The organism is Streptomyces albidicamelliae (genome assembly GCF_025642175.1).
Taxonomy (GTDB): Bacteria; Actinomycetota; Actinomycetes; order Streptomycetales; family Streptomycetaceae; genus Streptomyces; species Streptomyces albidocamelliae.
Genome location: NZ_CP106795.1, coordinates 3,395,708 through 3,421,901, shown reverse-complemented (window position 1 = coordinate 3,421,901; position 26,194 = coordinate 3,395,708). Strand labels below are relative to the sequence as shown.

At 73.2% G+C, this 26,194-nt stretch carries 23 protein-coding genes; 12 read left to right on the top strand and 11 right to left on the bottom strand.

Translation table 11 applies throughout. The annotated features are described in order from the left end of the window. Positions 1–55: 55 nt before the first annotated feature. Complete coding sequence (locus N8I86_RS15760; protein ID WP_073900336.1) at positions 56–1,435, top strand: DUF445 domain-containing protein; 1,380 nt, start codon at positions 56–58, stop codon at positions 1,433–1,435. A 635-nt stretch (positions 1,436–2,070) separates the two neighbouring features. Further along, complete coding sequence (locus N8I86_RS15755) at positions 2,071–3,618, top strand: MFS transporter (RefSeq protein ID WP_073900339.1); 1,548 nt, start codon at positions 2,071–2,073, stop codon at positions 3,616–3,618. 78 nt (positions 3,619–3,696) lie between these two features. On the opposite strand, the gene N8I86_RS15750 is transcribed toward N8I86_RS15755, so the two are convergent. Then, positions 3,697–4,221 (bottom strand): hypothetical protein, encoded by a 525-nt coding sequence (locus tag N8I86_RS15750; protein WP_263278054.1) that lies wholly within the window; start codon positions 4,219–4,221, stop codon positions 3,697–3,699. A gap of 152 nt (positions 4,222–4,373) precedes the next feature. Here N8I86_RS15750 and N8I86_RS15745 point away from each other — a divergent pair, with 152 nt between their 5' ends. Beyond that, on the top strand, positions 4,374–5,330 hold the full coding sequence (locus tag N8I86_RS15745) for a GlxA family transcriptional regulator (RefSeq protein ID WP_123437693.1): 957 nt from the start codon (positions 4,374–4,376) through the stop codon (positions 5,328–5,330). A gap of 210 nt (positions 5,331–5,540) precedes the next feature. On the opposite strand, the gene N8I86_RS15740 is transcribed toward N8I86_RS15745, so the two are convergent. Then, positions 5,541–5,843, bottom strand: coding sequence for a hypothetical protein (locus tag N8I86_RS15740; protein ID WP_093477380.1), 303 nt, complete (start codon positions 5,841–5,843; stop codon positions 5,541–5,543). Between the two features lie 227 nt (positions 5,844–6,070). Here N8I86_RS15740 and N8I86_RS15735 point away from each other — a divergent pair, with 227 nt between their 5' ends. After that, positions 6,071–6,556 (top strand): DUF2267 domain-containing protein, encoded by a 486-nt coding sequence (locus tag N8I86_RS15735; RefSeq protein WP_073900349.1) that lies wholly within the window; start codon positions 6,071–6,073, stop codon positions 6,554–6,556. Between the two features lie 134 nt (positions 6,557–6,690). Here the strand turns inward: N8I86_RS15735 and N8I86_RS15730 are convergent, their stop codons facing one another. The 4 genes from N8I86_RS15730 to N8I86_RS15715 all read right to left on the bottom strand — a co-directional run bounded on the left by N8I86_RS15730 (position 6,691) and on the right by N8I86_RS15715 (position 12,748). Further along, positions 6,691–7,350 carry a lamin tail domain-containing protein gene (locus N8I86_RS15730; RefSeq protein ID WP_317633607.1) on the bottom strand — a complete coding sequence of 220 codons (660 nt, stop codon included), beginning with the start codon at positions 7,348–7,350 and terminating at the stop codon, positions 6,691–6,693. A 384-nt stretch (positions 7,351–7,734) separates the two neighbouring features. After that, positions 7,735–8,277: an MOSC domain-containing protein gene (locus N8I86_RS15725; RefSeq protein ID WP_073900354.1), complete on the bottom strand. Its 543-nt coding sequence runs from the start codon at positions 8,275–8,277 to the stop codon at positions 7,735–7,737. A gap of 76 nt (positions 8,278–8,353) precedes the next feature. Continuing rightward, positions 8,354–11,503, bottom strand: a complete 3,150-nt coding sequence (locus N8I86_RS15720; RefSeq protein WP_263278053.1) for a DEAD/DEAH box helicase — start codon at positions 11,501–11,503, stop codon at positions 8,354–8,356. Between the two features lie 234 nt (positions 11,504–11,737). After that, a complete protein-coding gene (locus N8I86_RS15715; protein ID WP_263278052.1) occupies positions 11,738–12,748 on the bottom strand; it encodes a hypothetical protein in 1,011 nt (336 codons plus the stop codon). Positions 12,749–12,866: 118 nt separating this feature from the next. Between N8I86_RS15715 and N8I86_RS15710 the strand changes: the two genes are divergently transcribed. Beyond that, positions 12,867–13,679, top strand: a complete 813-nt coding sequence (locus N8I86_RS15710) for a class E sortase (RefSeq protein ID WP_263278051.1) — start codon at positions 12,867–12,869, stop codon at positions 13,677–13,679. 39 nt (positions 13,680–13,718) lie between these two features. Here the strand turns inward: N8I86_RS15710 and N8I86_RS15705 are convergent, their stop codons facing one another. Further along, positions 13,719–15,113 (bottom strand): MFS transporter, encoded by a 1,395-nt coding sequence (locus tag N8I86_RS15705; RefSeq protein ID WP_263278050.1) that lies wholly within the window; start codon positions 15,111–15,113, stop codon positions 13,719–13,721. A 182-nt stretch (positions 15,114–15,295) separates the two neighbouring features. On the opposite strand from N8I86_RS15705, the gene N8I86_RS15700 reads away from it, so the two are divergent. Then, positions 15,296–15,823, top strand: a complete 528-nt coding sequence (locus N8I86_RS15700) for a winged helix-turn-helix transcriptional regulator (RefSeq protein ID WP_263278049.1) — start codon at positions 15,296–15,298, stop codon at positions 15,821–15,823. Between the two features lie 309 nt (positions 15,824–16,132). On the opposite strand, the gene N8I86_RS15695 is transcribed toward N8I86_RS15700, so the two are convergent. After that, positions 16,133–16,963, bottom strand: coding sequence for a serine hydrolase domain-containing protein (locus N8I86_RS15695; RefSeq protein WP_263278048.1), 831 nt, complete (start codon positions 16,961–16,963; stop codon positions 16,133–16,135). A gap of 160 nt (positions 16,964–17,123) precedes the next feature. Between N8I86_RS15695 and N8I86_RS15690 the strand changes: the two genes are divergently transcribed. From N8I86_RS15690 to N8I86_RS15680, 3 genes are all read left to right on the top strand, one after another. Continuing rightward, complete coding sequence (locus tag N8I86_RS15690) at positions 17,124–17,435, top strand: DUF6412 domain-containing protein (protein WP_073900367.1); 312 nt, start codon at positions 17,124–17,126, stop codon at positions 17,433–17,435. Positions 17,436–17,522: 87 nt separating this feature from the next. Beyond that, complete coding sequence (yidC, locus tag N8I86_RS15685; RefSeq protein ID WP_263278047.1) at positions 17,523–18,230, top strand: membrane protein insertase YidC; 708 nt, start codon at positions 17,523–17,525, stop codon at positions 18,228–18,230. Between the two features lie 129 nt (positions 18,231–18,359). After that, positions 18,360–19,217: a fumarylacetoacetate hydrolase family protein gene (locus N8I86_RS15680; RefSeq protein ID WP_123439682.1), complete on the top strand. Its 858-nt coding sequence runs from the start codon at positions 18,360–18,362 to the stop codon at positions 19,215–19,217. 93 nt (positions 19,218–19,310) lie between these two features. Here the strand turns inward: N8I86_RS15680 and N8I86_RS15675 are convergent, their stop codons facing one another. The 3 genes from N8I86_RS15675 to N8I86_RS15665 form a co-directional block, all read right to left on the bottom strand. Continuing rightward, entirely contained in the window at positions 19,311–20,174 is an 864-nt protein-coding gene (locus N8I86_RS15675; protein ID WP_263278046.1) for an LLM class F420-dependent oxidoreductase, read from the bottom strand. Positions 20,175–20,282: 108 nt separating this feature from the next. Next, complete coding sequence (locus N8I86_RS15670) at positions 20,283–20,777, bottom strand: heme-degrading domain-containing protein (protein ID WP_263278045.1); 495 nt, start codon at positions 20,775–20,777, stop codon at positions 20,283–20,285. Beyond that, the gene (locus N8I86_RS15665) at positions 20,777–21,850 is read right to left on the bottom strand and encodes a Gfo/Idh/MocA family oxidoreductase (protein WP_073900375.1); all 1,074 of its coding nucleotides are present in this window, start codon (positions 21,848–21,850) and stop codon (positions 20,777–20,779) included. Before N8I86_RS15665 ends, N8I86_RS15670 begins: the two co-directional genes overlap by 1 nt. A gap of 48 nt (positions 21,851–21,898) precedes the next feature. On the opposite strand from N8I86_RS15665, the gene N8I86_RS15660 reads away from it, so the two are divergent. The 3 genes from N8I86_RS15660 (at position 21,899) to N8I86_RS15645 (ending at position 26,130) form a co-directional block, all read left to right on the top strand. Then, on the top strand, positions 21,899–23,563 hold the full coding sequence (locus tag N8I86_RS15660) for an ROK family transcriptional regulator (protein WP_404830810.1): 1,665 nt from the start codon (positions 21,899–21,901) through the stop codon (positions 23,561–23,563). Between the two features lie 149 nt (positions 23,564–23,712). After that, positions 23,713–24,579: a hypothetical protein gene (locus N8I86_RS15650; protein WP_263278044.1), complete on the top strand. Its 867-nt coding sequence runs from the start codon at positions 23,713–23,715 to the stop codon at positions 24,577–24,579. Positions 24,580–25,374: 795 nt separating this feature from the next. After that, entirely contained in the window at positions 25,375–26,130 is a 756-nt protein-coding gene (locus N8I86_RS15645; RefSeq protein WP_263278043.1) for a GntR family transcriptional regulator, read from the top strand. Positions 26,131–26,194 lie beyond the last annotated feature (64 nt).

The following is a 26,194-nucleotide window of genomic DNA, read 5'->3' as shown; positions in this document are numbered from 1 at the left end:
GAGAGACGCCGGGAACTCCTGTTTCGTTCCGGGAGTCGGTCAGGAAGGGACAATTGTGTGCGGGATCACCGAGCGGGTGGAGCTGATGGAACCTACGGAGACGGGAACACCGGGAGCGCGGGCACCGGAGGGTGCGCCTGCCGCGCCGGGACGGGCGGCGTCGTACCGGACCATGACGGCGTTCACCCCCGCGGACGAGGAGCGCCGGGCCGGGGTGCGGCGCATGAAACTCACGGCCACTGGGATGCTGCTGTTCGTGGCGCTGGTCTACGTCCTCGCGAAGCTGGCCGAGCACGAGGGCGCCGGGGCGTGGGCGGGCTATGTGGCCGCCGCCGCCGAGGCGGGCATGGTGGGTGCAATGGCGGACTGGTTCGCGGTGACGGCGCTGTTCCGGCATCCGCTGGGCCTGCCCATCCCGCACACCGCGATCATCCCCACGAAGAAGGACCAGCTGGGCGTCTCACTGGGTGAGTTCGTGGGGGAGAACTTCCTGTCGGGGGACGTCGTACGGCAGCGGCTGCGCGCGGTCGGCATCGGCAGCCGGCTCGGGGCGTGGCTGGCGGAGCCGGAGCACGCGGACCGGGTGACGGCCGAGCTGGCGACGGCCCTGCGGGGCGCGCTGACGGTGCTGCGGGACTCCGATGTGCAGGCGGTCGTCGGGGAGGCGATCACCCGGCGGGCGAACGCGCAGGAGATCGCGCCGGGCATCGGGAAGATGCTGGAGAAGGTCGTCGCCGACGGTGGTCACCGGCGGGTGGTGGACCTGGTGGTGGCCCGCGCCCACGACTGGCTGGTGCTGCACCGGGGTGACGTGATGGTCGCCGTGGAGGGCGGCGCGCCCGGCTGGACCCCGCGGTTCGTCGACAAGAAGGTCGGCGAGCGGGTCTACAAGGAGCTGCTGCGGTTCGTGACCGAGATGCGGGACATGCCGTCGCATCCGGCGCGGGGCGCGCTGGACCGGTTCCTCACGGACTTCGCCTCCGACCTGCAGTCCGACACGGACACCCGGGCGCGGGTGGAGCGGCTGAAGGGGGAGGTGCTGGGCCGCGGCGAGGTGCAGGACCTGATCGCGTCGGCGTGGACGGCCGTGCGGTCGATGATCGTTGCGGCGGCCGACGACGAGCGGAGCGAGCTGCGGCTGCGGGTGCGGGCCGCGCTGCTGTCGCTGGGCCGGCGGATGGCGACCGAGCCGAAGGTGCAGGGGAAGGTCGACAGCTGGGTGGAGGGTGCGGCGGTGCACGTCGTGACGACGTACCGCAAGGAGATCACCTCGCTGATCACGGACACGGTGGCGGGCTGGGACGCGGAGCACACCACCCGCAAGATCGAGGCCCACATCGGCCGCGACCTGCAGTTCATCCGCATCAACGGCACGGTGGTGGGATCGCTGGCGGGCCTGCTGATCTATGTGGTGTCACGGGCACTGGGAGCGTGAACCCTGCCGGGGGCTCGGCGGGGTGGGTGAGCTCGGCTCCGGGTGCGAGTTCGGCGGGGGTACGGTGCGGTGGTTCGCCGGGCCTTGTAGCCGGCTCGGTGTGGTGGCTTGCCCCGCCTGGCGGCCGGCTCGCCCGGTGACATGCCCCGCCTGGCGGCTTGCCCGGTGTGGTGGCTTGCCTGGCCTGGTGGCTGACCCCGCCATGGCTCGCTCCGCTTGTCGGCTCGCCACGGCGGGCCGGTTGCTTGCGCCACTGACCTGCCCGCCGCCTCGCCGGCCTGCCCGACCCAGTGGCCTGCTGGACCCGTCGGCCCGGGTGGGCCGTGCCCGCGCCGGCCTCTCGGCCGGGGTGGGGCGTCGACTGGGCCGCTGGGAGCCGCGGTGGGCTCCTGCCCCCATGCTGCCCCCCGGCGGGTCCCCGGGCCGCGGTACGGTCCGTCGCCGTACCGCCCGTGCTGCCGAATCGCTCGTGCCGCCGTACTGCCCGTGCCGCCGTACCGCCGTACCGCTCGCACCGCCGTACCGCCCGTGCCGCCGTACCGCCGTACCACCCGCACCGCCGCCGGAGGCCCGGGCGGCCTATATCGGCAGGGGCCGGGCACCCGGTATCCGTCCTTCGAGGAGGAAGGGAGCCCATGAGCACAGCTGAGGCCGAGTCCGGCCGGACCATCACCACCAACATTCCCGCACGGCTGGACCGACTGCCCTGGTCCCGGTGGCACTGGACGATCGTGATCGGCCTGGGCACCGTATGGATCCTGGACGGCCTGGAAGTCACGGTCGTCGGCAACATCGCGAGCCGGCTGGCCGAGCCGGGCAGCGGTCTGGCGATCTCCTCCGGGCAGATCACCGGTGTCGCCGCGGCGCTCTACGTGGCGGGAGCCTGCGTGGGCGCCCTGTTCTGGGGCCGCCTGACCGACCGCTTCGGCCGCAAGAAGCTCTTCATGATCACCCTGGCGGTGTATCTGGCGGCGACGGCCCTGACGGCCGTGTCCTGGGAAGCCTGGTGGTTCTTCCTGTTCCGCTTCCTGACCGGTTTCGGCATCGGCGGCGAGTACGCGGCGATCAACTCCGCGATCGACGAGCTGATCCCGGCCAACTACCGCGGCCGGGTCGACCTGATCATCAACGGCAGCTTCTGGCTGGGCGCGGTCGGCGGTTCCCTGCTCTCGATCGTCGCGCTCAACACCGGCCTGCTGGCGGCGAACGTCGGCTGGCGCCTGACCTTCGCCCTCGGCGCGGTCCTGGCCCTGGTCATCCTGCTCGTGCGACGGCACGTCCCCGAGAGTCCGCGCTGGCTGCTCATCCACGGCCGGGACCGGGAGGCGGAGGAGATCGTCTCCGGCATCGAACGGCAGGTGCGGGAGGAGAAGGGCGCGGCGCTGCCCGAGCCGCAGGGCGAGCTGGAGATCCACCAGCGCAAGAACGTGACCTTCCTGGAGATCGCCCGCACGGTGTTCGGCCAGTACCGCAAGCGCGCGGTGCTCGGCTTCTCCCTCTTCATCGGCCAGGCGTTCCTGTACAACGCGATCACCTTCGGCTTCGGCGCGATCCTGACCAAGTTCTTCGACGTGCCGTCCGACCACACCGGCTACTACTTCGCGGTGATCGCGGTCGGCAACTTCTGCGGCCCGCTGCTGCTGGGCAAGCTGTTCGACACGGTCGGCCGCCGGGTGATGATCTCCGGGACGTACCTGCTCTCCGGTCTGCTGCTGTTCGGCACGGCCTGGCTGTTCGACCGCGGCTCGCTGAGCGCGGGCACGCTGACGGCCTGCTGGTGCGCGGTGCTGTTCTTCGCGTCGGCGGGTGCGTCCAGCGCGTACCTGACGGTGTCGGAGATCTTCCCGATGGAGACGCGGGCGATGTCGATCGCCTTCTTCTACGCCCTCGGTACGGCGGCCGGCGGGATCAGCGGACCGCTGCTGTTCGCCGACCTCACGAGCACCGGCAAGGTCGGTGACACCGTCCTCGCCTTCTCGATCGGCGCGGCCCTGATGTGCCTGGCCGGTCTGGTCGCGGCGTTCCTCGCGGTGAAGGCCGAGCGCCGGTCCCTGGAGGACATCGCCCGCCCGCTGACGGCCGTGGCGGGCCGGGCCAGGGAGGCGACGAAGAACGCCCGGCCGTCCCGGCGTTCACCGGGCACGCAGGGCCCGACGGCCCCGCCGGCGGCGAGCCGGCCGTAACGCGCGACAAGGGAGCCGGACGGCCCCGATTCCTGGGCAGCGACGCCCGGGAATCGGGGCCGTCTCCGTTCGGGGCCGTCACGCGCCGGTCGTGGAGCCCGGCCGGACGATCATCAGGACCGTCACGGTGGCCCACAGCAGGTTGAACACCCCGGTGTACATGGCGAGTCGTGCGGTGTGCCGGACCGTGCCACCGCCCTCGACGAGCGTGGTCTGGGCGGGCAGCACGAGCGCGGCGAGGACCACGGCGGCGAGCGCGGTCAGCGCGATCGAGGTGATCAGCCAGGCGTCGCCGAGCACCCCCATCCGGCTCGCGGTGGCGAACCCGAAGACCGGTACGACGACCCCGACGACGGCGTACACCCGGCAGATCCGGTACAGCAGCCGAAGCGTCCCGGCGGGATCATCGGCGGCACCGGGGTCGTCGCTCGCGGGGATGACGGGCTCGGAGTCGTCGTCCGCGAGGGCTGCGGTGCCGGAGCCGGCGGGCGGCGCGGCGAGGACCCGGCGCGCGACGGGCGGGAACATGCTCGCAGCGACGGTCACGGGGCCGACGGCGACGATCGCGGCGAGGACGTGCACGGCGAGGAGGAACTTGGTCACGGCGGTGACGCTAGGCCCCGCGACGATCTTCGAGAAGTGGCGGAAGTGCCAGGCTCCGACGGATTCCCGCCAGCGACCCGACCACGTCCTCGTGCTGTCGGAACCGTGGGGGCACTGTTGGCGACAATCCGTCGCAGGCCTACGATCCCGCCATGCACACCGTGGCCGTACTGGCGCTGGACGGGGTCGTCCCGTTCGACCTCTCCGCTCCCATCGACACCTTCGGCTGGGCACGGCTGCCCGACGGCAGGGCGCCGTACCGGGTGCGGGTCTGCTCGGTGCGGGAGGAGGTGAGCGCGGGCGCCTTCACGGTCCGGGCGCCGTACGGCCTCGACGCGCTCGCCGACGCCGACACGATCATCCTGCCCGGGGTCGCCGAACCGCCCGGGACGCTGCCGCCCGGCGTCGCGGAGGCGCTGCGCGCGGCGGCGGCCGGCGGCACCCGTATCGCCTCGATCTGCGTGGGCGCGTTCCTCTTCGCCGCGACGGGGCTGCTGGACGGGCTGCGCGCGACGACGCACTGGATCGCCGCCCCGGAACTGGCCGCGCGCCACCCGGCGGTGACCGTCGACCCGAACGTCCTCTACGTCGACAACGGCCAGTTCCTCACCTCGGCGGGCGCCGCGGCGGCGATGGACATGTGCCTGCACATGATCCGCAGGGACTTCGGCTCCGCGGTCGCCGCGCACGCGGCCCGCATGTCGGTGATGCCACTGGAACGGGAGGGCGGGCAGGCCCAGTTCATCGTGCACGACCTGCCCCCGGCCCCGGCCGGCGCGACCCTGGAGCCCCTGCTGCACTGGCTGGAGGACCACTGCGACCGCGATCTGACGCTGGACGAGATCGCGGCGCGGGCGGGCATGAGCAGCCGTACCCTCAACCGCCGCTTCCGGGAGCAGACCGGCACGACACCGCTGCAGTGGCTGCACCGGGCGCGGGTACGGCGGGCCCAGTACCTGCTGGAGACGACCCCGTACTCGGTGGAACGCATCGCGGGGCAGGCGGGTTTCGGCTCCCCGACGGCCTTCCGGGAACGGTTCCGGAGGGTGGTGGGGACGAGCCCGCAGGCCTACCGCAGGGCGTTCCGGGCGGGGGAGAGGGTGTCGTAGAAGCGGAAGCCTGCGCCTGCGCCTGCGCCTGCGCCTGCGCCTGCGCCTGCGCCTGAGTCTGAGCCTGCGCTTGAGCTTGCGCCTGAGCGGGGCCGGAGCTGAAGCCGTACCGGAGCGGACCCGGAGTCGGAGCGGACCCGGAGTCGGAGCCGAGCCGGAGTCGGAGCCGAGCCGGAGTCGGAGCCGAGCCGGAGGCGGCCGGCCCGGCGCTCAGGCCTTGCGGTCGGCGACGGCCCAGGAGGCCAGGGCCACGGCGCCGGCGACACCGAGCACGGACGGCCAGGCGCCGACCTTCTTGGCCAGCGGATGGGAGCCGGCGAACCCGGCGACGTACGCGGCGGTCAGCGCGCCCGCCGCCTTCCCGCCGGCCCGCGCGCGCCACTGCTGGGCGGCGGTGGCGCCGGCCACGGCCAGGACGACCCCGCCCAGCTGCCGCTTCTTCGTCCAGCGGGCGACGCCGTAACCGCCGACGAGCCCGGTCGCGGCGACGACCGCACTGGGAACCCTGGCCATGACTGCCTCCTGTGTCCCTGAATCAACCCCGAGGTCTGCCCCGAGGCTAACGCGCGGACAGCGCACCGCCCGGACCCGGGTCCAGGTCCGACGAGTGTGCCGTTTTTCGCCACACAGGCCGCATCGCGCCACATGCCGCGCATGGGCCGAACTCTCGCCCATGACCACCGCGTTACGGGGTACCGGGCTTGCGGTGTCCCGACGTGTCCCGAGGAGGAGCCACCACGATGACCGTGACGACCCCGCAGCCGAGAGCGACCATTCCCGCCCCGTCCGCGTCCCTGCGCCCCGCGGCCCACGAGACGCCCGAGGGCGCCGGCTGGGTGAAGCTGGCGGATGCGGTGCGCGAGGCGGGCCAGTACGCGACGAGAGCCGAGGCCGAACGCGTCACCCGCGTCGTCCTGCGCGCCCTGGGCGCCCACGTCACCGGCGACGAGCGGGTGGCGCTGGCGCAGGCCCTGCCGCGTGAGGCGGCCCAGGTGATGGTGTCCCAGATCCCGGCCGCGCACGCCGTGTCGGCCCGCGAGTTCGTCGAGTCGGTGGCGACCCGGATCGAGGGCTCGACCCCGGCGACGGCCCGCTGGGACGCCGGTTCGGTCCTGAGCGTGCTGGCGGACCGGATCGGCGAGCCGCTGACGACGCGCGTGCTGGCCCAGCTCCCGCAGGGCTTCGCCCTCCTGTTCGGCCGGGCGGATCTCGCGGCGACGGCGTAGCGCCCGCGGCCCAGGGTCTCTCCGTGGGGCGCACAGGCCGACGGCGTACCGGTCGGGAGGATGACCGGTACGCCGTCTGACCAGGGGAAGAGGCGTGCCGGGTCACTGGTCACCGGCGCGCCGAGGGGTGAGGCTCAGCGGTGGTCGCCGTGCCGCCGGCCGTCGTGGCCCGGGCCCCGGCGGTCGCCGTCACGGTGGTCACGGTTGTCGCCCCGGTGGTCGCGGTTGTCGTGTCCCCAGCGGTCGTGGTCGCGGTTGTCGTGGCCCCAGCGGTCGTGGTCGCCGTTGTCGTGGCCCCAGCGGTCGTCGCCCCGGTGGCCACGGTCGTCGTGGCCCCAGGAGACGGAGTCGACGAGCCGTCCGCGGTCGTTGCGCAGGGTGGCTGTGCCGCTGCGGTCGTCCAGAACGTCCCGGCGGCGGTCCTGGTACAGGTCGTTGCCGCCGTCCCGGCCGATGCCGGTGTGGACGCGGACGGTCGAGCGGCCGTCCAGGCGGTAGTGGCGGAAGGTGTAGATCCGGCCGTTCTCGGTGGACAGGGTCCAGCCGTCGAGGTTCACGGCGCGGCGGTCCTGGTTGGTGAGCTGCACCCACTCGCGGTTCAGGACGAGGTTGGAGCGGTTGTCGCGGCCCGGGGAGCGGTACTGCACGTCACTGATGACCACGTGCTCGCCGAACGAGCGGCCGTGGTCGTGGTCGGCGGCCGACGCCGGCAGCGCCGCCGCGCCCACGAGAGCGGCCGCCGCGGCAGCACCGGCGGCGACACGGCGCGCGATCACAGAAACAGAAACGGACACGAGGTCCCCCTTTGCAGGGTCGTGCACACCCCGTCGGCCACGGCCCAGAACCGTGACCAGGGGTGCGGTGTACGGGTGGCGGCCGGTCGGCCGCACAGCCACACCCTGGGCCCGGGCCGCGCCGTGCGCCGGGCGCCACGCGGCGCCTGTTACATTCCCTGGACAAATTCACAACTCTCGCCTGTACGACACATTCATCCCGTAAACGGACGAATAGTGACGCGGCGTCATCTGCGGCGAGCGCGTGAACAAGGGGAACGGCGGAGCCAGGCGCCCCCGGTCCCGACCGCCGCCGGTACGGCACCCCTCACCCGAAAGTGAGTAACAGCCGCAGCCGTCGCACGAGGCGGCGAGCCCAGCCGAACCGGACCCGCGAGGGCGGCGCTAGACCCGTTCGAGCGGCCGAAGCGGCCCGTCGGGAAGCTCGATGCCGATCCCGTCCCCGGGACGCACGCGGCCCCCCACCCGCACGACCCCCATGACGCCGGCCTTGTACGACACGCGCCCGTCCTCCCCCCGCCCCACGACCTGCTTCATCAACCCGCGCTGGAAGGCGTCGATCTGCGCACAGGGGTTCCGCAGCCCTGTCACCTCTACGACGGCCTCGTCCCCGATCCGCAGCAGCGCCCCCGTGGGCAGCCCGAGCAGATCGATCCCCCGGGTGGTGATGTTCTCCCCGAGCTCCCCGGGCCCCACCTCGAACCCGGCCTCCGCGACCTCCGCGAAGAGCTCCTCATGCATGAGGTGCACCTGGCGCAGGTTCGGCTGAGTCGGATCCTGCCGCACCCGAAACCGATGCCGGACGGTCACCCCGGCATGCACGTCCCCCTCCACCCCGAGCCCGGCGAGCAACGTGACGCTCTCCCGACTGGGCTTGGTGAAGGAGTACTCCTCGTTACAGCTGACCGCGACGACTGTCCCACTCATGCCTGACCCCGCTCGACCTCTTACGACGAAGACCCGCAGCGACCCTATGTGGATGTGACCTGCGCGGGTAGCCGTGCTAGCCCGCGGCGATGGCTGCGTACGTCCACACATCGGCGGGCAGCTCGTGCTTCAGGCGCCATGTGATCGCCATCGGTTTGCTGCCGGTGTGACCCTCGTAGGTGGCCGGACCGAGAAGTATCCACGGCTGGGACTTGCCTATGTCGGTGCTCTTGTAGCGCCGCATGAACAGCAGGGCTCGGCTGTCACGATCATTGTGTCGCCGGTAGCGCAGGCCGGTGGGGGAGTCGGCGGCCGTCGCATTCTGCGATTCCCAGTGGAAGAGGGTCGGGCTCAGCGCGTAGTCCTTGTACCGGATCGTGGGGGAGAAGTCCTTTTCGTTCTTGTCCAACGTGATGAGGAGGGCATCGGTTTCCAGTTCCTCGACCCACTGCACACCCTGCGCGAAGGAGCGGGGCATCTGCCCGCCGAAACGCGCTACGCCGAGGGCCGCCAGGATTTCGGAGCGGTTGTAGGAGCTGTGGACCTTCAACGGCACCTGGCTGAGGCGGCCGGAGAGAGGGATGGGGATGTGGTCGGCCTGCTCGACGACATGCGCAATCACCTGACGCAGTTCGTCTCTGAGAACGTGTTGGGAACGCAGCGACTCCAGGCCCTCCTGGAAGCTGTGGAAGCCACCCGCGTTGTCCCACAGGTTGAAGAACAGCATGCGGGCGTACGACTGGTCGGCGGGCTCCAGCAGTTCATAGGGCGGAGCGTCGTCCTGGAGGAGCCGGAGGTAGGCCTCCGCGCGCTCCGGGTCGTCTACGTGGAGAAATGCATGCACTCTCTTCGAGAGTCCAGCCTCCCCCGCAGAGGCGGGTTCATCGATCAGGTGAGCGCGGCGCAGTACCGTCGTCCAGCTGTTCTCGCTCTTGTACAGCTCCTTGATTTCCCGCCGGCTCTCCCTGAGGTAGTCGGCGAGGCGCGGGGTGCCGTAGGCCTTGACCTCCTTCACCAGCGTCTTCACGGTGGCGCCCACCTGGGTGCGAATGTTGTCGATGACGAGCTTCTTCGACTTGCCCTCCAAGATGATCTGGCAGCCAGAGGGCAGTTGGGGGAAGTCGTGCTCGATGTGATCGAGGAGGCGGTTCCGCGACAGATTGGTCAGGGCGCGGAACTGTTCTTCGAAGCGGAACTCTGCTCTGTGCTGCCCGATGAAGTCGAGCACCGTGAGAACGGGCTTCGTTTCGGTCCGGCGCAGCCCTCTGCCCAATTGCTGAAGGAAGACGGTGGCGCTGTTCGTGGGGCGGAGAAGTAGCAAGGTGTCGACGTCGGGGATGTCGAGTCCTTCGTTGAACAAGTCAACGGAGAAGATCACTTGGAGTCTTCCGTCCCGAAGGTCCGACAGGGCTTGCGCGCGGACACCGGCGGGCGAGTCGCTGTCGAGGGCCGCCGCGTGGAAGCCCGCCTGCCGGAAGAAGTCCGCCATGAAGTGGGCGTGTGCCTTGGTCACGCAGAAGCCCAGGGCGCGCATGGCTCCCGGACGGGAGACCTTGTCACGGACCTGCTTCACCACGATCCGGGCGCGGGCGTGGTTTCCCGTGTAGAGGTTCCCCAGGTCCTGATCCGCGTACGCGCCCTTCTGCCAGGCAAGGTTCGTCAGGTCCGTGCCGTCGGGGATGCCGAAATAGTGGAAGGGACACAGCAGGTCGTTGTCCAGGGCCTCCCAGAGTCGCATCTCCGCGGCGATCCGGCCCTCGAAGAACTCGTCCTGGACGTTGAGCCCGTCCATCCGTTCAGGGGTGGCCGTCAGACCGAGCAACTCCGTCGGCGTGAAGTGGTCGATGACCCGTCGATAGGTGACGGCCGTGGCGTGGTGGAACTCGTCGATGACGATGATGTCGAAGTGATCACGGGTCAACTGCTCAAGGCGCTGAACGTTGAGCGACTGGACGCTGGCGAACACGTGGTTCCACTCGAGTGGATCCTGCCCGGCATGCAGGAGTTCACCGAACGACGCATCGTCCAGCACCTCACGGAACGTACGTAGGGACTGCTTCAGGATCTCCTTGCGGTGCGCCACGAACAGCAGCCTCGGCCGATCCCCGTCCGACTGGTTGCACAGACTGCGATAGTCCAGGGCAGCCATCACGGTCTTTCCCGTTCCGGTTGCCGCGACCAGGAGATTCCGGTGCCGTCCGCGCAACTCCCGCTCGACGGTAAGGCGCTCCAGCATGTCGCGCTGATGAGGAAACGGGCGCACCTCCAGGCCGGAGAGACTGATCCTCAGGTCGCTGCCGGCGCTGGCTCCGCTCGCGTGGGTGAGCGCTTCGTCAAGCCGTGTTCCGTCGGTGTCGGGGTCGTACGCCTCGAAGGCAGTGTCGTTCCAGTACGCCTCGAAAGTTGCCTCGAACTTGCTCAGCACCGCGGGAGTCGCCACGGAGGACAGGCGTACGTTCCACTCCAGGCCGTCGAGAAGCGCCGCCTTCGACAGGTTGGAGCTACCTACGTAAGCGGTGTCGAAGCCTGTTCTGCGCTTGAACAGCCAAGCCTTGGCGTGCAGTCGGGTGGAACGGGTCTCGTAGTTCACCTTGACTGTGGCACCGAAATCGCGCACCAGACGGTCGAGCGCATGACGTTCGGTGGCGCCGATGTAGGTGGTCGTGATGACACGGATCGGCACGCCTCTCTCCCTGGCAGCGCGCAGGGAGTCCTCCAGCACGCGAATGCCGTACCACTTCACGAAGGCGCAGAGGAGATCGATACGGTCCGCGGTGGCGAGCTCAGCCCTGAGTTCGGCTCCCAGGCTCAGATCTTCAGGGGAGTTTGTGAGAAGAGACGTCTCGGAGAGGGGTGTCAGAGGGCGCAGAGCGTAGACGCCCGGAGCCTCCTGCCTCGCAAGAGCCAGCAGTTGCCGTGGGCCTTCGAGAAGGGATCCGGACGCTTCGGCGTCGTTCGTCGCTGAAGGATGGGTGGAGGCCAGCGCTCCGAGGATCCGGTTCGCGAACTCGACTCGTTCCCCAGCGGGCAGCTCGGCCAGCTTCTGGCCGACCGCGTCACCGATGTAGCGGCCCAGGACATGGGGGGAAGACTCCGGACTGACCTCGGCGTCAACGGCTTTCCAGCCGGCGGCCTCGAACCGTTCCAGCTCGTCGCGTACGTCTCGGGTGATCAGCTTCTCGTAGACGCCCGCGATCGGCTCCGGCGACCCCACCTGTTCTGCCACAGCTGCTCCCCCTGATCCCTCATGAAGCTCGCCACCGCCTTGCGCGCCGATGTGGATCAGTTCTAACAGCAGCTACCGACAACCGAAGGGCCGGTAGGGAAATCCCGGCCGCTGCGGCGCTCTTGGCGTCTACAGCGGGTTGTGGGGCCGCCTGGCTCTCCGCCTGGTGATGCCTTCGGAGCCCCTTCGAGGGTGCTCCAGGCCAGACACGCGAGCGGGGCGGCCCCCAGGGCACTACCCCCCGTGGCACACCTCATACCCCTCCGCAGACCCGCACCAGCACTCCGCCCCCCGCTGTGGGGGCCAGGTGACCGCTCGGCCCCGGGCCGCGAGGGTCGTCGCGTACTGGGGGAGGAGCGTGGGGTCCGTCGGGGAGGAGCTTTCCGAGGCCGCGAACGCCTCGTACGACGGGACCGTGCCCGTCACGATGCCCAGGTTCCCCGTGCCCGAGGAGGACAGCTCGCGCAGCGAGGACTCTATGGTCGACAGGTGCTCCTCGTGGGAGGGGTACTCCGTGGCGAGGGCCGGGTACGCCGACAGGAGTTCCGCCAGTTCCGCCGCCGGCCAGTGCAGCATCGCCACCGGGAACGGGCGGGACAGCGCCTGCCGGTAGGCGCCCAGTTCGGCGCGGAGGCGGGTGATCTCCGCCGCCAGTTCCGCCGGGTTCTCCGAGCCCAGCGACCAGACCCGCTTCGGGTCGTGGAGTTCGTCCAGCGGGACCGGGGCCGAGTGGAGGGTGTCCGCCAGCGTGTCCCAGTCGTCGTGCTCCAGGCCCTGCATGCGGCGGACGCGGTGGCGGCCGTAGAGCAGGGGGCGGGTCGCGGCCGGGGGTTCCGCCACGTCCGCCAGCAGGAGCCGCGCTCCCTCCGTGAACGTCTCCGCCGCCGCCTCCAGCTCGTCGTGCGACTCCAGGGCCTCGGCGACGATCACCCAGGGGGCCGGGTCGCGCGGGGCGGTCAGCCGGATGCCGTCGATGATCGCCCTCGCCTCCGCCTCGTGGCCGTACTCCCACAGGTTGGCGGCCTTCAGGGCGCGGACCAGGGCGGGGTCGGCCAGGGCGTCGGCGGACGACAGCAGGCGGTCGTAGAGCGCGGTGGCCGCGGGGCGGTCGCCGGACAGCTCCAGATGGGCCGCTGCCCGCAGGAGCAGGGCCTCCGCGTCCTCGGGGGACAGTCCGGCGGTCCGCTCCAGGCGTGCCGCCTCGGCGGTGTGGTCGACGTTCTCGGCAGGCGTGTCGGGGCGCATGGGGGACACCGTACTGCCGAGCGGTGACAGGAGGGAGTACACCCCTCGTCGGCCGGCTCTCTGGTCAGTTCGGCGCGGTGCGCCTATCGTGCGGGCGGCTCCGGGGGAGGTGGCGCTGATGCGGGGTTCGCCGCGCGTACGGGTCGTGGGGCACGGCGAGCGGCGCAGGCGTGCCCGGCGCAGGCGGGCCCTGTGGGGCGGGGCCGAGGTGCTGGTCACCGTCGGGGTGCTGCTCCTGCTGCTGGTCGTGCACCAGTTGTGGTGGACCAACCGGGAGGCGCGGCGCGGTGCCGAACGGAAGGTGGAGGCGCTGGAGCGGGAGTGGCGGGACGGCCCCGGCGACGCGGGCGCCGGCACGGGAGCGGACAGCGGCACCGGTTCCGGTCCGGGCCCCGGTTCCGGTACGGCCTCCCCGTCCGCGTCCGCCTCCGGGGCACCGGCGCGGCAGCGGCCGTACACCACCGTCGTGCTGCCCCGGCGGTCCCAGGCCTACGCCGTCCTCGCCGTGCCGCGGCTGCGCCTGCGCGTCCCCGTCGCCGAGGGCGTCGGCAAGGCGGACGTCCTGAACAAGGGGTATGTCGGCCACTACCCCGGCACCCAGCAGCCGGGGCAGGCCGGGAACTTCGCGGTCGCGGGGCACCGGAACACGCACGGCGAGCCGTTCCGGTACCTGCCCCGGCTGCGGCGCGGGGACGTCGTGGAGGTGGAGACGCGGTCGGCGACGTACACGTACGACGTCGACCAGGTGCTGCCGCAGACCACGGCGAGGGATTCGGGGGTCGTCCGGCCCGTGCCGCGCTCCCTCGTCCGGCCCGGCCGCGGGTACCGCGAGCCCGGCTACTACATCACGCTGACCACCTGCACCCCCGAGTTCACCTCGCGGTACCGGATGGTGGTGTGGGGGAGACTCGTGTCCATGCGGCCGAGGTGAGCGAGTGCCGGGCGGACGCCGTGAGCACCGCCCGTCGGTCTACTCCCCCCGCTCCCGCAGCACCAGCACCGCCCCCGCACCCACCGCCGCTAGGACCGCCGACACCAGCAGGGCGGTGTTCGTGCCGTGGGCCAGGCTGCCGGAGGAAGTGGCGAGGGCGATGGTCAGGGCCACGCCCGCGCAGGAGCCGATGTAGCGGAAGGTCTGCTGGGCGCCCGAGCCCATCGCGGCCCGCTCGCGAGGCACCGATTCGACGGCGAGCAGCGGCAGCGCGCCGTTGAGCAGGCCGCTGCCCACGCCGCCGAGGATCAGTCCGGGCAGCAGGCGGGTCCAGGAGCCGGAGCCGATCGCGCCGAGCATCGTGATCACGGCGATCGTGTGCAGGGCGAAGCCGAGGGCCAGTTGGGCGCGCGGGGAGACGCGGCCGGCCAGGTGCCTGACCTGGAGTGCCACCGCGAAGCTCAGTCCGGACCACAGCAGGAACAGCCAGGCCGTGGCGAGCGGGGACAGCCGCAGCGTCTGCTGGAGCAGGGCCGGCAGGAAGCTGAACATGCCGATCACCGCGAGGCCCGTGAACAGGCCGCCCGCCGACGACGCCAGGAAACGGGGCCGGCGCAGCAGACCGAGGTCGATCATCGGGGTGCCGGCCCAGCGCTCGATGGCGACGAAGGCGGCCACCAGCACTACGGCCGCCCCGATCAGCAGGGCCACCGGCGCGCGCAGCCAGCCGTCCCGGCCGAGGGTCAGGGCCGCAATGAGGGAGACCAGCGCCGGCCCGAAGGTCAGCGCGCCGAGTATGTCGGGGCGTCCGCCGCGGGCCGCGCGGGACTCGGCGAGCGCACGGGTGCCGAGCGCGGCCACCGCGAGGGCGGCGGCGCCCAGGACGGCGTACGCCACCCGCCAGTTCGGCAGGGCGCCCGCGACCAGGGGACCGACCGCGATGCCGCCGCTGACGAAGGCGCCCCACACCCCCGTGGCGTGCAGCCGGCCGCGCGGGCTCGGGAAGGCGTGCACGATCAGGCCGAGGCTGCTCGCGAGGATCGCCGCGCTCGCCGCGCCCTGTGCGATACGGGCGAGGGTGAACTGCCAGGTCGTCGTGGTGAACGCGCCGAGTGCGGTGGTCAGGCCGAGCGCCAGGGTGCCGGCGAGGAAGATCCGGCGGCGGCCGTAGTCGTCGGCGAGGCTGCCGGCCACCAGCAGCAGGGCGGCGAGGCCCAGCGGGGTGCCGTTCAGCAGCCACGCCTGCGCGGAGAGCGGGGTGTGCAGGGCGGCCGCGGTGTCCGGCAGCGTGACCATCGGGGCCGTGTAGGTCATCAGGGTCACGGCGGTCGCGGCGCTGGTCAGGGCGAGGGTGGCGCGGGGGCGCCCGGGTGCGTCCCGGGCCGCGCCGGTCGTCCTGACGGCGGATGCGGTGTGGGAGCGGAGCCCGGTCATGGCCTGTCCTGTCCTTCCAGGGCCGGCGGCTCGCGGTCCGGTCGTGGGACCGGCCCGTCCGGCCGCCGCGGTGTCGTGGAGCGACTTACAGGTTCGTTCATTGAACCTACCTGCTCCGGCCACCGTAGCACCGTTGGTTCGGTCACTGAACCCACGAGCGGAAAGTGGTTACAGTGGACGGCATGGCACTGGGCAAGGACTACGCGACACAGGAGTGCTCGATCGCCCGCGCGCTCGAGATCGTCGGCGAGCGCTGGACACTGCTCGTCGTCCGGGACGCGCTGTACGGCGTGCGGCGGTACAACGACTTCCTGGTCCACCTCGGCATTCCGCGCGCCGTCCTGGCCGCCCGGCTTCAGACACTCACCGCCGAGGGCATCCTGGAGAAGCGCCGCTACCAGCAGTCGCCGCCGCGCGACGAGTACGTCCCCACCGGGCGCGCCCTCGCCCTCTGGCCCACCCTGCGCGCCCTCGGCCTGTGGGGGCGCGAGCACTTCGACGAGCCCCGGCTGCGCTGGTTCCGGCACGCGGACTGCGGCACGGAGCTCGGGCCGAACGGCGAATGCCCCGCCTGCGGGGTCGTCGTACCCGTCGCGGACGTGCTCATGGAGCCGGGGCCCGGGCTCGACCCCGACCCGGCCGACCCGGTCAGCCGGGCGTTGCTCAGGCCGAAGCGGCTGCTGGAGCCGCTGGACGTGGAAGCGGCGTGATCGCCCCGGCGGCAGCCGCCGCGTGCGCGTGCCCGTGCCCGTGTCCGTGCCCGTGCGCGTCCCGCGCCGCCGCGCTCGCCCCGGCGCCGGCCTTGCACGCCTGAGCCGCCGCGCTCTCCGACGGCGCCGCGCTCTCCGACGGCGCCGCGCTCTCCGACGGCGCCGCGCCCGCCGCGGCGCCGGCCGTGCATGTCTGCGCGTCGCCCGCCCCCGCGCCCACCCGCGCCCCTGCGCCCGCCCGCGCCCCCGCGCCCACCCGCGCCCCTGCGCCCGCCCGTGCTGACGACCCCGCCCCCGCCCGGCCCCGCATCACCGCGAGCCGGTGTCCCGGAGTGCGTCGATGCCGGCCCGGTCCGTCCGCTCCGGGTCCCCGCCCAGCCGGTGGACGACCGCCCATCCGCCGTCCGGCGCGGCCCCGGCGAACACGGAGGCGTGGCGGGTCGCGCCGTTGTGCCAGTACAGCCGCCCGGACCGCTGCCAGGACGGGGCGGGCGTACCCAGCCGGCGCTCGACGACGAGCCGGACGAGCAGGTCGGCGACCGCGCGCGGGGTCGCCCACAGGCCGCCCGCCGGAAGGATCGCCCCGGTCATGGTCCAGGGCCTGCGGGGGCGGCCGAGGAGCCCGGGAGCGAGCAGCCGGTCCGCCGCCGCCGGGCGCGCGCTGACCTCATGGACGTCCAGCGGGCGCAGGACGTGTGTGGCGAGCAGCTCCTCGTACGAGGTGCGGGCCGCGCGGGACAGTGCCTCGCCGAGCACGGCGTAGCCGAGGTTCGAGTACTCCTCCTCGCGCCCCGGGGGCCGTACCCGTACCGCGTCCAGGCGGCCGAGCAGCCGGTGCAGGGCCGCGCGGTCGAACGCCGCGTACGGATCCCGGCCGGTGGTGCCGGGCGGCAGGCGCGGCAGGCCGGAGGTGTGCTCGGCCAGGTGCCGCAGGGTGATGCCGGTGCCGGGCGCCGCGGGCAGCCAGCGCTCGACGGGATCGTCGGCGTCCAGCACTCCCGCGGCGGCCAGGCGCATGAGCGCGGTGCCGGTGAGCACCTTGGTGAACGAGCCGATCTCGACGAAACGGTCCACCGCGTGCCCGTCCAGGAGCCGGGGCGCGGCCGCGTCGGTCAGCACGCAGGTCGGTACACGGTGCACGGGGAAGTCCTTCGGCCGGAACGGGACGGATGGCGGCGGGGCGGGGCAGCGGCGGGGGCGGGCGCCGGCCGGTGGACCGGCGGCCGCCCGCCGGGTGTACATTCTCGCAGGTCAGGTATAAATGGGTAAGCACACATGGGCAGTTGAGGGGAGGGGACCGGTGATCCGCAGACTCGCGAGCTCCCGTCGCCTCGCTCCGCTGCTGCTCCTGCTGCTGCCGCTGTTCCTGCTCGACACCGGCAGCCTCGTCACGACCGTGGCGCTCGCCGCGACCACCGCGGCCGGTTCCGCGCTCGTCGTCTGCGCCCTGCTCGCCGCACGCTCCGCGCCCGCCGTGCCGCCCACCCGGGTGCGTACGGCCCTGCGCGACCGGGCCCGGCGTACGGCCTTCCTGCCCCAGCGCGATCCCGACGCGTCCGGCCGCCGGCGGCCCAGGGCACCCGGGCACGCCCTCCCGGCGACCGCCGCGTAGGGCACGCACCCCACGCGTGACCCCGCGCGGGTCGTCATGCCGAACTTTCCTGTCTCCGGCACGACGAGACCCCCGGAGGGCTCACCCATGTCCGTCTTCACCGTCTTCGCCCACCTGGTCGAGCGGCTCGCCGACCTGCTCGCCCCGCTCTTCCACGGCTCCGCGACCGCCGCCGCGATCGTGGTGTTCACCGCGCTCGTACGACTCCTCGTCCACCCCCTGTCCCGGGCGGCGGCGCGCGGCCAGCGGGCCCGCGCGGCACTCCAGCCCAAGATCGCCGCGCTGCGCGAGAAGTACGGCAAGGACCCGCAGCGGCTGCGGCAGGCGGTGCTCGAACTGCACGCCGAGGAACAGGTGTCGCCGCTGTCCGGCCTCCTGCCCGGACTGCTCCAGCTGCCCGCCTTCTTCCTGCTCTACCGCCTCTTCTCCGGCGGCGGCGCGAGCGACGGACTGCTCGCGCACCGGCTGCTCTCGGCACCGCTCGGCGGCCGGTGGGCCGACGCGCTGGGCGACGGCGGGGTGTTCGGGCCGGCCGGACTCGTCTACCTGGGGATCTTCGCCCTCGTCGCGGCCGTCGCCGCCGTCAACGTCCGGCGCGCGAAGCGGACGACGGCCACCGGCCCCGCCGCCACCGGCGACGAGCAGCTGCCGGGGCTGGGCGCCGTCAACCGCGTGATGCCGTTCCTGTCGTTCCTCACCCTCGTCACCGTCGCGGTCGTCCCCCTCGCGGCGGCGCTGTACGTCGTCACCAGCACGACGTGGAGCGCCCTGGAACGGGCCGCTCTTTACCGGTAGGGGCGACGGTTACGGTCCAGTACGTGAACAGGGTCTTGCCGAGTGGACGGGGGGATTGGAGGATCAGCCAAGTCCGCCGGTGGCTGCACCCATCGGCCGGACGCCCCGCGATCCAGGGAGATGGTGACCATGAAGCTGCTGCGAGTCGGCACGGCAGGGGCGGAGCGGCCCGCGCTGCTCGACGCCGAGGGGACCCTGCGCGACCTGTCGGGCCTCGTGGACGACGTCGACGGCGCGCTCCTCGCCGACGACGTGGCGCTCGGCCGGGTACGGGCGGCGGCCGAGGCCGGTGCGCTGCCCGTGCTGGACGCGGCGGGGCTGCGGATCGGCCCGCCGGTCGCCCGCATCGGCAAGATCGTGTGCATCGGGCTCAACTACCACGACCACGCCCGGGAGACGGGCGCCGAACCCCCCTCCGAGCCGGTCGTGTTCTTCAAGGCGCCGGACACGGTCGTCGGGCCGCACGACACCGTGCTGGTGCCGCGCGGCTCGGTGAAGACCGACTGGGAGGTCGAACTCGCCGTCGTCATCGGGCGTACGGCCCGCTATCTCGCGTCGGCCGAGGAGGGGCTCGCGCATGTCGCCGGGTACACCGTCGCGCACGACGTCTCCGAGCGGGAGTTCCAGATCGAGCGGGGCGGCACCTGGGACAAGGGCAAGAACTGCGAGACGTTCAACCCGCTCGGCCCGTGGCTGGTGACCGCGGACGAGGTGGCGGACCCGCAGCGGCTGCCGCTGAGGCTGTGGGTCAACGGCGAACTCAAGCAGGACGGGACGACGGCGGAGCAGATCTTCCCGGTGGGCGAAGTCGTCCGGTACGTCAGCCACTTCATGACCCTGTACCCCGGCGACGTCATCAACACGGGGACGCCGGCCGGCGTGGCCATGGGGCAGCCCGAGCCGAAGCCGTACCTGCGCTCCGGCGACGTGGTCGAGCTGGAGATCGAGGGCCTCGGCCGCCAGCGCCAGGAACTGAAGGACGCCTGACCGGAGTACGGGGGCGCCCGCGGGAGGGGGGCGGGCGCCGGTCCGCCGTGCTCCGCCGCCCGCCCCGTCCCGCGTTCCGCGGGAGGCCCCGGGTCACTCCAGGAGATCGGCCAGGCGGCGCCATTCCGCTCGCGGGAGGGAGTCGCGGGGGCTGTCCGTGATGACCTGGAGGGCCAGGTGGTCGGCGCCCGCAGACCGGAAGGTGTCGATGCGGTCGCGGACGCGGTTCTCGTCGCCCCAGGCGAAGACCGCGTCGACCAGCCGGTCGCTGCCGCCGCCGGAGATGTCCTCCTCGGTGAAGCCGAGGCGCAGGAAGTTGCCGGTGTAGTTCGGCAGGGCGAGGTACGTCGACAGGGCCTCGCGGGCGAGGGCGCGGGCGCGTGCCGGGTCGGTCTCCAGGACGACCATCAACTCCGGTGCGAGCAGCGCGTCTTCGCCGAGGATCCCGCGGGCCTGCGCGGTGTGCTCGGCGGTGACCAGGTACGGCACCGCACCCGCCGCCCGGTCCCGGGACAGCTCCAGGGTCTTCGGGCCGAGCGCGGCCAGCACCCGGCGTTCGGCGGGCACCCCGGCCTCGTCCAGCGCGTCCAGGTAGGCGACCAGCGCCGAGTACGGACGGCGGTACTGGTCGGCGAACTTGGCGTGGCTCACGCCCAGACCCAGCAGGAAGCGGCCGGGGTGAGCCGCCTCGACCTCCGCGAAGGCCGCCGCGCTCTCCCTGGCCTCGTACTGCCAGATGCTCTGGATGCTGGTGCCCACCACGAGCGTGCTGGTCGCCCGGAGCAGCGGAACGGCGTGCCGGGCGGCGCTGCTGCCGCCCAGCCACGCGGCTCCGTAACCGAGTTCCTGGAGCTCGGCCGCCGCCTCCACCAGTTCGCCGTGCCGGGAGGGGTCCTCCGCGCGCAGGCCGACGCTCCAGACGCCGTAGCGGCCGATCCTGTCCTTCAAGGTGCTCATGGGGTGATCCCTCCGGGTGGGGCCGTGATCATCGTGTCCACAGCCTTTCCCAACCGGCGGGGCCCCCGGCGTAATCCCGGCGAACTCCCCCGATCGCACCGGCGGGTGTCACCCCTTCAGGAACCGCTCCAGCGCCTCCACGACGAGCCTGTGGTCCTCAATTTGCGGCAGGCCCGAGACCGTCACCGCTCCGACGACCCCCACGTTCTCGACATGGACGGGGAACGATCCGCCGTGGGCCGCGTAGGTGTCCGGGTCGAGCCGGGAGGAGTCCTCGAAGGTCGTGCCCTTGGCGCGGAAGCGGGCACCGACCAGGTAGGAGGAGGCGCCGTAACGCTCCACCACCCGGCGCTTGCGGGCGATCCACGCGTCGTTGTCCGGGGTGGAGCCCGGCAGTGCCGCGTGGAAGAGCTGCTGGCCGGCGCGGTGGATGTCGACGGCGACCGGTGCCCGGCGCTCCCGGGCCAGTTCCACCAGCAGGGAACCGAGGGCCCACGCGTCGTCGTGCGTGAACCGCCGGAAGACCAGACGGCGTTCCTGCTCCTGGAGGTCCTCCACCGACGGGGCGGGCTCGGGCGTGGGCGTGGGGCTGTTCCGGGGCATCAGAGGGTCACCGTCACCTTGTCCCGGGCGGACCTGCGGGCCGCTTCCAGTACGTCGAGGGCGGCGGCCGCCTCCAGGGCGGTCACCGGGTTGGGGCCGGCGCCGGTCAGGGCGCGGGCGACGGCCGTGTAGTAGGCGGGGTAGTCGCCCGGGACGGTCGGCACGGGCGTACCGCCGCCGGTGAGCGGGGACTCGCCGGAGCCGATGCGGCCCCACAGGGACTGGTCCTCCGCACCCCATTCGGCGGCGGTGCCGGGGCGGCTGCCTTCGCGCAGGGCCGCCTCCTGCGGGTCCAGGCCGTACTTCACGTAGCCCGCGCGCGATCCCAGTACCCGGAACCGCGGGCCGAGCTGGGCGGTCGTCGCGGAGACGTAGAGGTGGGAGCGGACGCCGTTCGCGTGGGTGAGCGCGAGGAAGGTGTCGTCGTCCGCCTCGGCGCCGGGCCGGCGGACGTCCGTCTCCGCGTACACCTCGGTGACCGGGCCGAACAGGTCCAGCGCCTGGTCCACGACATGGCTGCCGAGGTCGTAGAGCAGCCCCCCGATCTCCGCCGGGTCGCCGGACTCGCGCCAGCCGCCCTTCGGCTGCGGGCGCCAGCGCTCGAAGCGGGACTCGAAGCGCCACACGTCGCCGAGCCGGCCGTCCGCGAGGAGTCCGCGCAGGGTCAGGAAGTCGTTGTCCCAGCGGCGGTTCTGGAAGACCGACAGCAGCAGGCCGCGCTTCTCGGCGAGGGCGGCGAGGCCGCGTGCCTCGGCCGCGGTGCCGGCGACCGGCTTGTCCACGACCACCGGCAGACCCGCCTCGAGGGCGGCCGTCGCCAGCGGGACGTGCGTCCTGTTCGGGGAGGCGATCACCACCAGGTCCAGCTCGGCCGCGCGCGCGAACAGCTCCTCGGGGGTGGCGGCGACCCGCACGTCCGGGAACTCGGCGCGGGCCTGTCCCTGCCGGTCGGGGTTGGACGTCACCACGGTGTCCAGGGCGAGGCCCTCGGTGGCGGCGATCAGCGGGGCGTGGAAGACGGATCCTGCGAGGCCGTAGCCGATCAGGCCGACGCGGAGGGGGGTAGCAGTCATGCCTCCTACTTTCGCAACGCTGTTGCCAAAGTGCAAGCGGCGGGGACAATGGGGGGCGTGAACAGGACGAGGACGACCAGCGGCGGGCCGGCCGGGGCGAATCTGGGCGTGGTGCGCAGCCACAACACCGCGCTCGTGCTGGGGCTGCTCCGGGCCGCCGGCGCGGAGGGGATCAGCCGTCTCGAACTGGCCGAGCGCACCGGGCTGACCCCGCAGGCGGTCAGCAAGATCACCGCGCGGCTGCGGGAGTCGGGGCTCGCGGCGGAGGCCGGTCGGCGGGCGTCGACCGGCGGGAAGCCGCGGACCGTGCTGCGGCTGGTGCCGGAGGCGGGGCACGCGGTGGGCGTGCACCTGGACCGGGACGAGCTGCGGGTGGTCCTGGTCGACCTGGACGGCACGGTGGTGGGGGAGCGGCGCGGCGAACTGGACCTGGGCGCGGGGGCGGAGGCCGTGCTCGGGGCGGTCGGGGACGTGGCCGAAGGGCTGGTGACGGCGGTCCTCGGGCGGGCCGGGGGCGAGTCGACGGCCGGTGTCGGGGGTGAGTCGTCCGCCGGTGCGGGGGGTGAGTCGTCCGCCCGTGTCGGGGGTGAGCCGCCCGCTGGTGCCGGTGCCGGTGCCGGTGCCGGTGCCGGGGGTGAGGTGGGCGCGCGCGGTCTGCCCCGGATTCCGTCGCTGCTGGGTGTGGGGGTCGCGCTTCCGGGGCCGCTGGACCATGCGCGGGGAGTGCTGCACCGGGTCACCGGGTTCCCCGAGTGGGACGGGTTCCCGCTGCGGGACGCGCTCGCCGAGCGGCTGGGCGTGCCGGTCGTGGTCGACAAGGACACGAACGCCGCCGCTCTCGGGCTGTCGGTCGCCGGCGCCGAGGGCGGTGCGGGCGGGTCCTTCGCGTATCTGCACCTCGGCACCGGACTCGGCGCCGGACTGGTGCTCGGCGGCGGTGTCCACCGGGGGGCGCGGACCGGGGCGGGGGAGTTCGGGCACCAGGTGCTTCAGCTGGACGGTCCCCGGTGCGAGTGCGGGAACCGGGGGTGCGTGGAGGTGCTGTGCCTGGCGGCCGTGGCGGCCGGGGAGACGGCGGAGGCCGCGCGGGTCCTCGGGGTCGCCGCCGGGAACCTGGTCGGGCTGCTCGACATCGACGTGGTGCTGCTCGGCGGGCGGACGGTGGCCGGCGCGCCCGAGGCGTACGCGCGCGGGGTCGGCGAGGTGCTGGACGCGCGGGCCCGGCGGGAGGGGACGGCCGGGGGCCGGTGCCCGTGCGGGTCGCCGAGCGGGGTGAGCGGGTCGTCGCGGAGGGCGCGGCCCAGTTGCTGCTGGCGCCGCTGTTCGGGCGGGCGGACGGGTGATTGCCGCCCGGGTCGCGTGCGGGGCGGACGGCGCACGGGTACGGCGTCTGCGCACAGGTGCCGCCGATCCGTGAGGAGAGCAGCCGTGTACGCAGTCGTCAGACGGTACGAAGGAGTGACCGACCCGGCCGAGGCGGGCCGCCGGGTGAACGAGGGGTTCGTGCCGCTCATCCGTGAGATTCCGGGGCTGCGGGCCTACTACTGGGTCGACGCCGGCAACGGGGTGATGATCTCCACGAGCGTCTTCGACGACGAGGCGGGTGCGGGGGAGTCGGTCAGGCGGGCGGCGGTGTTCGTACGGGACCATCTCGCGTCGCTGCTGCCCAAGCCTCCGCAGGTGATGTCCGGCCAGGTAGTGGCCTCTCTGTAGCGATGCTGCGGGGACGGGGGCCGGGGGCGGGGTGCGTCCGGCGGGCCGGCCCGTCGACCGGGGCTCGTACGGCTGATCGAGCGGACTTCCCGCCGCCGTGGGAGTGGCGTGCGCCGTCCGCTCCCGCGGACCGGCATGGTCATGTGTTCATGCGACTGTGCCTGTCCACGTCCCTCTGCGTCGCCGCAGCCGCCGCTCTCGTGTCCGTGTCGCCGGCCGCCGCCCACGCGGCCGCGAGCCCCTCCTGCGCGGCGCCCGGCGACCGCGCCTTTCCGCTGACCACCCGCATCCACGGCGGGCCGGGCTCCTACGAGGCGGGCGGAGACTTCGGCACCTGGTACCTCGACCTCACCAACACCACCGGCCGGACCTGCGCCGACATCCACCCCGTGGTCGTCCTCACCGACCAGGAGCGCCGCCTGAAGCCGTCCCAGCCCCGGCTGGAGTTCTACGACGGCGGCCGGGCCCTGCCCGTCACGTTCGAGAGCACCGACGAGCAGGAACTGGTCGGGGTGATGGACGCGGCCGGGTTCAAGGGGTTCACCGTGGCGCCGGGCCGGACCGTGACCGTCAAGGTCAGACTCTCGCTTGCCTCCGACGCCGTACCCGACCAGGTCACCGCCAACGCGGCCGTGATCCAGCGCCGGGGCGAGGACGGCGACTGGGTCGGGCAGTCCAACGACTACCGCTTCGGGATCGACGAGGACACCGAGGAGCCGGGGCAAGGGGAGGACGAGGACGGCACTCGCGAAGAAGGGGGCGGGGACGAGGGCGGGCACGACGGGAGCGCCGAGCCCTCGCCCGCCGCGCCCTCCGGCACCGCACGGGCCACCCCGTCCGGCACCGCGGTGCCGGGCACCTCCCTGCCCGTCGCCGTCGAGGCCGAGGAGGCCGGCGAGCGGGCCCGCGAGCTCGCCCGCACCGGACCCGGTCTCGCCCACGGACTGTTCGCGGCCGTCACCGCGCTCCTCGCCGTCACCGGCGGCGCCGTCCTCCTCTCCCGCCGCCGCCGCTGACCTCCGCCCGGCTCGTCCCGGCCCTGCGAGCCCGGCACACCCGGGGCCTCGGCCGCCGCGAGGTGGCCCGGCGTGCGGGGCCACTGCCCGCCCCGGCGCCCCGTCCTCCGTATCGCGCGGTGTCGCGCCCGGCCCGCCCCGCGCATGCCCCGGCCCCGGAGACCGCCGCCCGCGTCCCCGTGTCCGTGCCGGGCGCGCCCCGACCCCCGCGGTCGGTGGCCTCCCGCCTTGCGGCCTCCCCCTGCGCTCGGTTGCCGTCCCCTGCGCCCTCCGCCCCCGCGGTGGCCGGTGGCTTCCCCGGTACGACTCCCGGCCCGCGGCGGGCGCCCCGGGATTCCGGCCGGCGCCCCGTACCCTGTGGCCTCCGCCCCTGCGGTGGTCGGTGGCCTCCCGGTACGACTCCCGGCCCGCGGCGGGCGCCCCGGGATTCCGGCCGGCGCCCCGTACCCTGTGGCCTCCGCCCCTGCGGTGGTCGGTGGCTTCCCCGGTACGACTCCCGGCCCGCGGCGGGCGTCCCAGGCTTCCGGTCGGCGCTCCCGTTTCCTGTGGCCTCCGCCCCCTCGGCTCCCCTCCCTCACTGGGCACCCCCGCCACCGGCCGACGCCCCCCGCCCTCCGGCCCACGGCCTGACCCCGATCCCGCCGCCCCGCAGCCCCGCCCCCGCCCCGCCCCGCTTCCCGTCGCCCGTGAAGATCCAAGTCCGTGTCTCCCGGACCTGCCCGGGCCACGGGGCGTCGGGCGGGTGGTGGGGGCACCCCGTGAAGGGTGGGGGGTTTCGTCTGCGACCATCCCTGCGTGGACTACCCGAACGACCAGTCACCCGGTGCGCCCGTCAGGTCCGGCATTCCGGAGCACGGGCGCATTCCCAAGTACTACGCCGTCAAGGCGCGGATCGCGGCCCTGCTGGAGGAGCTGGGGGAGGACAGCGTCATCCCCACCGAGCGGGATCTCGCCGAGCGCTACGACGTCGCCCGCGAGACCGTGCGGCAGGCCGTACGGGAGCTGGTGCTGGAGGGGCGGCTCAGGCGCAAGGGCCGCGGGACCGTGGTGGCCGGGCCCAAGCTGGCCCAGCCGCTGTCCCTCGCCAGCTACACCGAGGGCGTGCGCCGCCAGGGCCGTACGCCCGGCCGTACGCTCGTGACCCTGGACCGGTTCCCGTGCCCGGAGCCCCTGGCCGCCGAGACGGGGCTCACCCGGGGCGAACCGGTCTGGCACCTGGAGCGCGTGCTGCTCGCCGACGACGAGCGCGTCGGCCTGGAGAGCACCTACGTCGCGGTGGGGCGGGTGCCGGGTCTGGCGGCCGACTTCGATCCCGACTCCTCCTTCTACGCCTATCTGGAGGCCCAGGGCATCACCTTCGGCGACGCGGACGAGCGCATCGAGACCGTGCTCGCCACCCCCCGGGAGGCCCTGCTCATCGGCACCCCGCCCGCCCTGCCGATGCTGCTGATCCACCGTGTGTCCCGGGACACCGAGGGGCGGCCGCTGGAGCGGGTCCGGTCCCTGTACCGGGGCGACCGGTTCTCCTTCACCGCCCACCTCAGAGGCTGAGAACGACCCCGACCGCGGCACGATGCAGTATCACGAAAAGATAACGGGTCTAGCCCAAACGTGA

Excerpts from the sequence above, each read along its gene's own strand:
- N8I86_RS15755 (WP_073900339.1), top strand. The coding sequence starts at position 2,071 with ATGAGCACAGCTGAGGCCGAGTCCGGCCGGACCATCACCACCAACATT.
- N8I86_RS15745 (WP_123437693.1), top strand. The coding sequence starts at position 4,374 with ATGCACACCGTGGCCGTACTGGCGCTGGACGGGGTCGTCCCGTTCGAC.
- N8I86_RS15740 (WP_093477380.1), bottom strand. The coding sequence starts at position 5,843 with ATGGCCAGGGTTCCCAGTGCGGTCGTCGCCGCGACCGGGCTCGTCGGC.
- N8I86_RS15735 (WP_073900349.1), top strand. The coding sequence starts at position 6,071 with ATGACCGTGACGACCCCGCAGCCGAGAGCGACCATTCCCGCCCCGTCC.
- N8I86_RS15725 (WP_073900354.1), bottom strand. The coding sequence starts at position 8,277 with ATGAGTGGGACAGTCGTCGCGGTCAGCTGTAACGAGGAGTACTCCTTC.
- N8I86_RS15715 (WP_263278052.1), bottom strand. The coding sequence starts at position 12,748 with ATGCGCCCCGACACGCCTGCCGAGAACGTCGACCACACCGCCGAGGCG.
- N8I86_RS15710 (WP_263278051.1), top strand. The coding sequence starts at position 12,867 with ATGCGGGGTTCGCCGCGCGTACGGGTCGTGGGGCACGGCGAGCGGCGC.
- N8I86_RS15705 (WP_263278050.1), bottom strand. The coding sequence starts at position 15,113 with ATGACCGGGCTCCGCTCCCACACCGCATCCGCCGTCAGGACGACCGGC.
- N8I86_RS15700 (WP_263278049.1), top strand. The coding sequence starts at position 15,296 with ATGGCACTGGGCAAGGACTACGCGACACAGGAGTGCTCGATCGCCCGC.
- yidC (WP_263278047.1), top strand. The coding sequence starts at position 17,523 with ATGTCCGTCTTCACCGTCTTCGCCCACCTGGTCGAGCGGCTCGCCGAC.
- N8I86_RS15680 (WP_123439682.1), top strand. The coding sequence starts at position 18,360 with ATGAAGCTGCTGCGAGTCGGCACGGCAGGGGCGGAGCGGCCCGCGCTG.
- N8I86_RS15675 (WP_263278046.1), bottom strand. The coding sequence starts at position 20,174 with ATGAGCACCTTGAAGGACAGGATCGGCCGCTACGGCGTCTGGAGCGTC.
- N8I86_RS15670 (WP_263278045.1), bottom strand. The coding sequence starts at position 20,777 with ATGCCCCGGAACAGCCCCACGCCCACGCCCGAGCCCGCCCCGTCGGTG.
- N8I86_RS15665 (WP_073900375.1), bottom strand. The coding sequence starts at position 21,850 with ATGACTGCTACCCCCCTCCGCGTCGGCCTGATCGGCTACGGCCTCGCA.
- N8I86_RS15660 (WP_404830810.1), top strand. The coding sequence starts at position 21,899 with ATGGGGGGCGTGAACAGGACGAGGACGACCAGCGGCGGGCCGGCCGGG.
- N8I86_RS15650 (WP_263278044.1), top strand. The coding sequence starts at position 23,713 with ATGCGACTGTGCCTGTCCACGTCCCTCTGCGTCGCCGCAGCCGCCGCT.